Origin of the sequence: Saccharopolyspora antimicrobica (assembly GCF_003635025.1) — a bacterium.
Classification (GTDB): Bacteria; Actinomycetota; Actinomycetes; order Mycobacteriales; family Pseudonocardiaceae; genus Saccharopolyspora; species Saccharopolyspora antimicrobica.
This window is the reverse complement of sequence record NZ_RBXX01000001.1, coordinates 132,564-140,452: the sequence shown is the minus strand read 5'-3', so window position 1 is coordinate 140,452 and position 7,889 is coordinate 132,564. Positions and strand designations below refer to the sequence as shown.

The window sequence follows — 7,889 nt, the reverse complement described above, 5'->3', positions numbered from 1 at the left end:
TATAGTGGGTGCGAGCATCTTTGTGGCCAAGTTATGTAGGGCACATGGTGGATGCCTTGGTACCAGGGGCCGATGAAGGACGTGGGAGGCCGCGATAGTCCTCGAGGAGCTGTCAACCGAGCTGTGATCCGAGGGTGTCCGAATGGGGAAACCCAGCCCGAGTGATGTCGGGTTACTCATGCCTGAATGTATAGGGTATGAGGGGGAACGCGGGGAAGTGAAACATCTTAGTACCCGTAGGAAGAGAAAACACTGGTGATTCCGTGAGTAGTGGCGAGCGAAAGCGGAGGAGGCTAAACCGTGCGCGTGGGATACCTGGTAGGGGTTGCGTGTGCGGGGTTGTGGGGCACTGTTGGAGGCGGCTACCGACGTCTCAGCGTGGTGTTTCGTGTTAGTTGAACAGGTTGGGAAACCTGGCCGTAGACGGTGAGAGCCCGGTAGGCGAAAATGCGATTCATGCGTGTGATGGTGTTCCCGAGTAGCAGCGTTTCCGTGGAGGGTGCTGTGAATCTGGCGGGACCACTCGCTAAGCCTAAATACTTCCTGGTGACCGATAGTGGATAGTACCGTGAGGGAATGGTGAAAAGTACCCCGGGAGGGGAGTGAAAGAGTTCCTGAAACCGTGTGCCTGCAAACCGTCAGAGCAACCTTAGCAGTTGTGATGGCGTGCCTTTTGAAGAATGAGCCTGCGAGTTACTGCTGCGTGGCGAGGTTAACCCGTTGGGGGTAGCCGGAGCGAAAGCGAGTCTGAATAGGGCGTCTGAGTCGCGTGGTGTAGACCCGAAGCGGAGTGATCTACCCATGGCCAGGGTGAAGCGCGGGTAAGACCGTGTGGAGGCCCGAACCCACCAGGGTTGAAAACCTGGGGGATGAGTTGTGGGTAGGGGTGAAAGGCCAATCAAACTCCGTGATAGCTGGTTCTCCCCGAAATGCATTTAGGTGCAGCGTTGCGTGTTGCTTGGGTGGGGTAGAGCACTGGTTGGTTGATGGGCCTTCGCGGGTTACTGAGATCAGCCAAACTCCGAATACATCTGAGTTGAGCGTGGCAGTGAGACGGTGGGGGAGAAGCTTCATCGTCGAGAGGGAAACAGCCCAGAGCATCGGCTAAGGCCCCTAAGTGTGCGCTTAGTGGGAAAGGATGTGGGATCGCTGAGACAACCAGGAGGTTGGCTTAGAAGCAGCCATCCTTGAAAGAGTGCGTAATAGCTCACTGGTCAAGTGGTCCTGCGCCGACAATGTAGCGGGGCTGAAGCGCACCGCCGAAGCCATGCCAATAGCACATTAGTGTTGTTGGGTAGGGGAGCGTCCTGCACGCGGTGAAGCAGCACTGGAAGGTGTTGTGGAGTGTGTGGGAGTGAGAATGCAGGCATGAGTAGCGAGTGAAGAGTGAGAATCTCTTCCGCCGGATGACCAAGGGTTCCTGGGGAAGGTTCGTCCGCCCAGGGTGAGTCGGGGCCTAAGGCGAGGCCGACAGGCGTAGTCGATGGATAACGGGTTGATATTCCCGTACCCGTGCATACGCGTCCATAGCGAAACCTTTGATACTAACCATCCGCTTGTCACATGAGTCTTCGGACGAGTGTGATGGGTGCATGGGACCTGATTGGGCGGTAGTTAAGTGATGGGGTGACGCAGGAGGGTAGCTCTGCCAGTGAGTGGTTGTACTGGTGTAAGCCTGTAGCCCGGTGTGTAGGCAAATCCGCACACCATGTGGGTGAGGGGTGATGCGTAGCCGTTGTGGTGATGTGAGTGATCCCATGCTGTCGAGAAAAGCCTCTAGCGAGTGTGTGCATGGCCCGTACCCGAAACCGACACAGGTGGTCAGGTAGAGTATACCGAGGCGGTCGGGTGAACTGTGGTTAAGGAATTCGGCAAATTGCCCCCGTAACTTTGGGAGAAGGGGGGCCATTGCTGGTGAACACCCTTGCGGTGGGAGCTGGTGGTGGTCGCAGAGGCCAGGGAGAAGCGACTGTTTACTAAAAACACAGGTCCATGCGAAGCTGTAAGGCGATGTATATGGACTGACGCCTGCCCGGTGCTGGAACGTTAAGAGGACCCGTGAACCCGTAAGGGTGTAGCGGAGAATTTAAGCGCCAGTAAACGGCGGTGGTAACTATAACCATCCTAAGGTAGCGAAATTCCTTGTCGGGTAAGTTCCGACCTGCACGAATGGCGTAACGACTTCTCCGCTGTCTCGACCACAGGCCCGGTGAAATTGCAGTACGAGTAAAGATGCTCGTTTCGCGCGGCAGGACGGAAAGACCCCGGGACCTTTACTATAGCTTGGTATTGGTGTTTGGTTCGGCTTGTGTAGGATAGGTGGGAGACTGTGAAGCATTCACGCTAGTGGGTGTGGAGTCGTTGGTGAAATACCACTCTGGTCGTTCTGGGCATCTAACTCGGGTCCGTGATCCGGATCGGGGACAGTGCCTGGTGGGTAGTTTAACTGGGGCGGTTGCCTCCTAAAGGGTAACGGAGGCGCCCAAAGGTTCCCTCAGCCTGGTTGGCAATCAGGTGTTGAGTGTAAGTGTATAAGGGAGCTTGACTGTGAGACTGACGGGTCGAGCAGGTGCGAAAGCAGGGACTAGTGATCCGGCACTGGCTGGTGGAAGCGGTGTCGCTCAACGGATAAAAGGTACCCCGGGGATAACAGGCTGATCTTGCCCAAGAGTCCATATCGACGGCATGGTTTGGCACCTCGATGTCGGCTCGTCGCATCCTGGGGCTGGAGTTGGTCCCAAGGGTTGGGCTGTTCGCCCATTAAAGCGGCACGCGAGCTGGGTTTAGAACGTCGTGAGACAGTTCGGTCCCTATCCGCCGCGCGCGTAGGAGACTTGCGGAAGGCTGTCCCTAGTACGAGAGGACCGGGATGGACGAACCTCTGGTGTGCCAGTCGTTCTGCCAAGGGCGTGGCTGGTTGGCTATGTTCGGGAGGGATAACCGCTGAAAGCATCTAAGCGGGAAGCCTGTTCCTAGATGAGGTCTCCCACCCTTTGTGGGGTAAGGCCCCCAGTAGATGACTGGGTTGACAGGCCAGATATGGAAGCACAGTAATGTGTGGAGTTGACTGGTGCTGATAGGCCGAGGACTTGTTCACGAAGATTGCTCGCACCCACTATATGGTGTCTGAGACAACAACCATGGTTGTTGGTCAGGCTTAACAGAATATTTGTGTGTCATCGATACGGTGACGACCTGTGGTTTTCCCGCCTGTGGGTGGGTTTAGGGTTGTCGGTGGCGATGGCGGGGAGGGTCCGCCCGGTCCCATTCCGAACCCGGTAGCTAAGCTCCCCAGCGCTGATGGTACTGCACTCGACAGGGTGTGGGAGAGTAAGACACCGCCGACACACTAATTGAGAGGGGCCGACCGGACCCGTCCTTGCGGGACGGATCTCCGGTCGGCCCCTTTTTCATGAACGACTTCACGACCGCGAGTTGCCCCCGCTCACATCAGGGGTGCGGCCCACCGCGGCCCGCCGATAGGTGGGGCTACGCTGGTGGGACTTCAGTTTTTCTGCTTCAGGAGGTTCGGTGTCCGGTTCCGACGACAGGCGCGGCGACTCTCGCCGCGGGGCCGGTGCCGGCCGAAGCGGCCAAGGTGGCCGCGGGAGCTACGAGCGCCGGGATTCACAAGGCGGCCAGCGCCGTTTCGGCTCGCGGGACGACCGCGGCGGCTTCCGCAACGACCGCGATGACCGCGGCCGCGGTGGCTACCGCGACGACCGCAAGGGCCGGGACGACTTCGGCGGCCGCGGCCAGGGCGGCCAGGACCGCCGTGGCGGTTTCCGCCGCGACAACGACCGGCGCGACAACGACCGCCGTGATGACCGTCGCGACGACCGCGGTGGTTTCCGCCGGGACGACCGCGGCTTCAACGACCGCGGACCGCGCAGTGATCGCGGACCGCGTCGCGACTTCCGCCGTGACGACCGCGATCGCGGCAGCTTCCGGCGCGACGACCGGGACCGGCGCGACGACCGCGGGAATGATCGCGGAGGCGACCGCGGCGGTTTCCGCGGAAACGACCGTGGTGGTTTCCGCCGCGATGACCGCGGCGAGCGTCGTGACAACTTCCGTCGTGACGACCGCGGCGGTTTCGGTCGTGACGACAAGCGCGACGATCGCGGTGGTTTCCGCCGCGATGACCGCGGTGACCGTCGTGACAACTTCCGTCGTGACGACCGTGGTGGCTTCCGTCGTGACGACAAGCGCGACGATCGCGGTGGTTTCCGCCGGGACGACCGGGATCGCCGGGACAACTTCCGTCGTGACGACAAGCGCGATGACCGTGGCGGCTTCCGCCGCGATGACAAGCGCGGCGACTTCCGCCGTGATGACCGTCGTGACGACCGTGGTGGTTTCCGCCGCGACGACAAGCGCGGTGGGTTCCGCCGTGACGACCGGGACTTCAAGGATCGTCCCCGCCGGGACGACCGCGACTTCGGCGACCGTCCCCGTCGTGATGACCGCGATTTCAAGGACCGTCCCCGTCGCGACTTCAACGACCGCCCGCGTCGGGACGATCGCGACTTCAAGGACCGGCCTCGCCGCGACTTCGACGACCGTCCCCGCCGTGACGACCGGCGCGACGACCGCGGTGGCTTCCGCCGCGATGACCGTCCGCGTCGGGACGGCGACCGGTTCGACCGGGGTGGCCGGCCGGACCGCGACCGGCGCGGCCCGCGCCGCGACGACCGCAGGCACGACGACCGTCGTGACGACCGCGGCGGAGTGCGCGAGGGCGCGGAGCAGCAGGCGGACGAGGCCGTCGAGCCCAAGCTGCAGGAGCCGGAGCTGCCCGAGGGCATCGACCCCAAGGAGCTCGACCCCGAGGTGCGCCGCGAGCTGCTGCCGCTGCCGAAGGGCCTGGCGGACAAGGTCGCGCAGCACCTCGTCGCGGCCGGCCAGCTGGTCGATGACGACGCGGTGAAGGCGCTCGAGCACGCCCGCTTCGCCCGGCAGAAGGCCTCCCGCATCCCGTCCGTGCGCGAAGCCAACGGGCTCGCCGCGTACCTGGCCGGTGAGTGGAGCGAGGCGCTGTCCGAGCTGCGTGCGGCTCGTCGCATCGCGGGCGGCCCCGGCCACCTCGCGATGATGGCCGACTGCGAGCGCGCGCTGGGCCGGCCCGAGCGCGCGGTCGAGCTCGCCCGCAGCCAGGAGGCGACTCAGCTGGAGCAGGAGGACGCCGTCGAGCTGCGCATCGTGGCTGCCGGCGCTCGCCGGGACCTCGGTGAGATCGAGGCTTCCGTGGTGAGCCTGCAGATCCCGGAGCTGGACCCGCAGCAGCAGGACCCGTGGAGCGCGCGGCTGTTCTACGCCTACGCGGACAACCTGCTCGCCGCCGGTCGCGAGCGCGAAGCCTTCACCTGGTTCGTGCACGCGGCGCACGCCGACGACGAGGAGGAGACCGACGCTCCGGAGCGCCTGGAGGAGCTGGCCGAGAAGCTCGGCGGGCCCGAGGTCGTCGAGGAGCTCGTGACCGAGGCCGAGGCCGCGGCCGGGATCTCCGACGAGGACGAGCTCGACGACTCCGACGAGGACGAGCTGGACGAGGACGCCCTCGACGACGAGGAAGAGCTCGACGACGAGGCGGAGAAGGCTGTCGCGGAGGAGGACGACGCGATCGACTCCGCGCCGGAGGCCGCCGAGGCCTCTGCGCCGAAGAAGGACGTCGTCGATGGTGACGCTGAAGGGAGCGCGCGAGCGCAGTGAGCGGCACGCTGCTCGACGGCCACGACGTCGTGCTGTTCGACCTGGACGGCACGGTCTTCCGCGGCGGTGAACTCGTTCCCGGTGCCTTTGAGGCAGTCCGGGAGGTGCACCGCCGCGGCGTCCAGGTCCGCTACGTCACCAACAACGCGTCGAAGCCGGACCAGGCGGTCGTCGACCACCTCGCGGCTCTGGGGCTGACCGCGGAGCGATCCGAGGTCAGCACCAGCGCGCAGGCAGGCGCCGCGGTGCTGGCGGAGAAGCTGCCCGCCGGTTCCCGGGTGCTGGTCGTCGGTTCCGCCGCGCTGGCGTCCGAAGTGGACCGAGCAGGTCTGGTGCCGGTGTCGGACTTCGCCGACGAACCGGTCGCCGTCGTGCAGGGGCTGTCCACCGAGATCGCCTACCGCGATCTCGCCGAGGCGTGCCTGGCGATCCGGGCCGGCGCGCTGTGGGTGGCGTGCAACGGCGACCGGACGCTGCCGACCGAACGCGGTCTGATGCCAGGCAACGGTTCGCTGGTCGAGCTGCTGCGCGCGGCCACCGACCAGGAACCGCTGGTGGCGGGCAAGCCGGAGCGCCCGCTGCTGGATCGCGCCGTCGACTCGGCGGGCGGCCGAGCGCCGCTGATGGTCGGTGACCGGCTGGACACCGACATCGCCGGTGCGGTCAACGCCGGGATGCCGTCGCTGATGGTGCTGACCGGTGTGAGCACTGCCGGCGACCTGCTCGCCGCTTCCGCGCAGATGCGCCCCGACCACGTCGCCGCCGATCTCCGCGGACTGCTGCAAGCACCCGCGGAGATCGCGATCGGCGCGCAGGACGGGTGGCAGGTCCGGGTCGAGGACTCCGGGCTGGAGCTGTCCCGGGCCGACGGCGAAGCCGATGCGCTCGCCGCGTTGCGGGCGCTGTGCGCGGCGTGGTGGGCCGTTTCGTCGGGCGCTGTCGAGGTGCGCGCCGCGGACGAGCACGCGAAGGCCGCGCTGCGCGAACTCGGGTTGGCCTGAGCCACCGACTCGCGGTGTCCGCGTCAGGGCGTTCCGATAGCGTGGAGGCGTCGCCGCACAGGTGTCGCGGCGAGATCGAGGGGAGCAGGAGCGGATGACCTCTCCGGGGCAGATGCCGAATCCCGCGATGCTGGCGCGCCAGGCCGACGACGGCCAGTCGGCGATCGACGCCATCGCGACGGCGGTCGCCGGACTCGACGAGGTGCGGGAGATGCCCGTCGCCGAGCACGTCGAACGGTTCGAGGCGGTGCACACCGCGCTCACCGACGCGCTGTCGAAGGCCGACCACCTCCTCTCCGCAACGAGTGCACACAGGAGCTGACGCAGTGCCACGCAGGGCTCGGTTGGATGCCGAACTGGTTCGCCGCGGGCTGGCGCGCTCCCGCGAGCACGCCTCCGAACTGGTCGACGCGGGACGGGTGAGCGTGCGCGGCATGGTCGCGCGCAAGTCCGCCACCGCGGTCGAGACGGATGCGCCGGTGGTGGTCGCCGAGGACATCGACGATCCCGGCTGGGCCTCGCGCGGTGCGCACAAGTTGCTGGGTGCTCTCGAAGCTTTCGAACCCCGCGGTCTGACCGTGGCCGGTCGCAGGTGCCTGGACGCGGGTGCGTCGACCGGCGGGTTCACCGATGTGCTGCTGCGGCGCGGCGCTCGCGAGGTGGAGGCCGTCGACGTCGGGTACGGGCAGCTGGTCTGGAAGCTGCAGACCGACGAGCGGGTGCACATCCACGACCGGACCAACGTCCGCGCGCTGACCCCGGAGACCATCGGCGGTCAGGTCGACCTGGTGGTGGCGGACCTGTCGTTCATCTCGCTGAAGCTGGTGCTGCCCGCGCTGGCCGCCTGCGCGAGCGCGGACGCCGACCTGGTGCCGATGGTCAAGCCGCAGTTCGAGGTCGGCAAGCAGCGGCTGGGTTCGGGCGGGGTGGTCCGCGATCCGCAGCTGCGGGCCGAGGCGGTGCTGGAGGTCGTGCAGGTCGCGGCGGAGAGCGGTCTGGGGCTGCGCGGTGTCGTGGCCAGTCCGCTGCCCGGCCCGTCCGGGAACGTGGAGTACTTCCTGTGGCTGCGGCCGGGCGAGAGCACCGACGTGGCGGCAGCCGAAGAGCTGGTGGCGGACGCGGTTCGCCAGGGGCCGCAGACCGCGGTCAAGAACTCGCACCGGTAGAGGAGTGGGA

5 protein-coding genes and 2 rRNA genes are annotated in these 7,889 nt (G+C 65.7%); 6 read left to right on the top strand and 1 reads right to left on the bottom strand.

Annotated elements, in window-relative coordinates; all coding sequences use genetic code 11:
- The first annotated feature begins 24 nt into the window (after positions 1–24).
- Together ATL45_RS00615 and rrf are read left to right on the top strand one after the other, a co-directional pair.
- Positions 25–3,097, top strand: a 23S ribosomal RNA gene (locus ATL45_RS00615).
- A 133-nt stretch (positions 3,098–3,230) separates the two neighbouring features.
- Positions 3,231–3,347, top strand: a 5S ribosomal RNA gene (gene rrf, locus ATL45_RS00610).
- A gap of 280 nt (positions 3,348–3,627) precedes the next feature.
- Here rrf and ATL45_RS00605 read toward each other — a convergent pair.
- Positions 3,628–4,704, bottom strand: coding sequence for a hypothetical protein (locus ATL45_RS00605; protein WP_143121727.1), 1,077 nt, complete (start codon positions 4,702–4,704; stop codon positions 3,628–3,630).
- Between the two features lie 27 nt (positions 4,705–4,731).
- Between ATL45_RS00605 and ATL45_RS00600 the strand changes: the two genes are divergently transcribed.
- From ATL45_RS00600 to ATL45_RS00585, 4 genes are all read left to right on the top strand, one after another.
- Entirely contained in the window at positions 4,732–5,712 is a 981-nt protein-coding gene (locus ATL45_RS00600; RefSeq protein WP_246025090.1) for a tetratricopeptide repeat protein, read from the top strand.
- A complete protein-coding gene (locus ATL45_RS00595) occupies positions 5,709–6,713 on the top strand; it encodes an HAD-IIA family hydrolase (RefSeq protein ID WP_093157096.1) in 1,005 nt (334 codons plus the stop codon). The genes ATL45_RS00600 and ATL45_RS00595 overlap by 4 nt, the downstream gene beginning before the upstream one ends.
- 94 nt (positions 6,714–6,807) lie before the next feature.
- Positions 6,808–7,035: a hypothetical protein gene (locus ATL45_RS00590; RefSeq protein WP_093157095.1), complete on the top strand. Its 228-nt coding sequence runs from the start codon at positions 6,808–6,810 to the stop codon at positions 7,033–7,035.
- Between the two features lie 4 nt (positions 7,036–7,039).
- On the top strand, positions 7,040–7,879 hold the full coding sequence (locus tag ATL45_RS00585) for a TlyA family RNA methyltransferase (protein WP_093157093.1): 840 nt from the start codon (positions 7,040–7,042) through the stop codon (positions 7,877–7,879).
- The last annotated feature ends 10 nt before the right edge of the window (positions 7,880–7,889 follow it).

Bases quoted from the DNA above. Each gene is read 5' to 3' on its own strand.
- ATL45_RS00590 (WP_093157095.1), top strand. From the start codon at position 6,808: ATGACCTCTCCGGGGCAGATGCCGAATCCCGCGATGCTGGCGCGCCAG.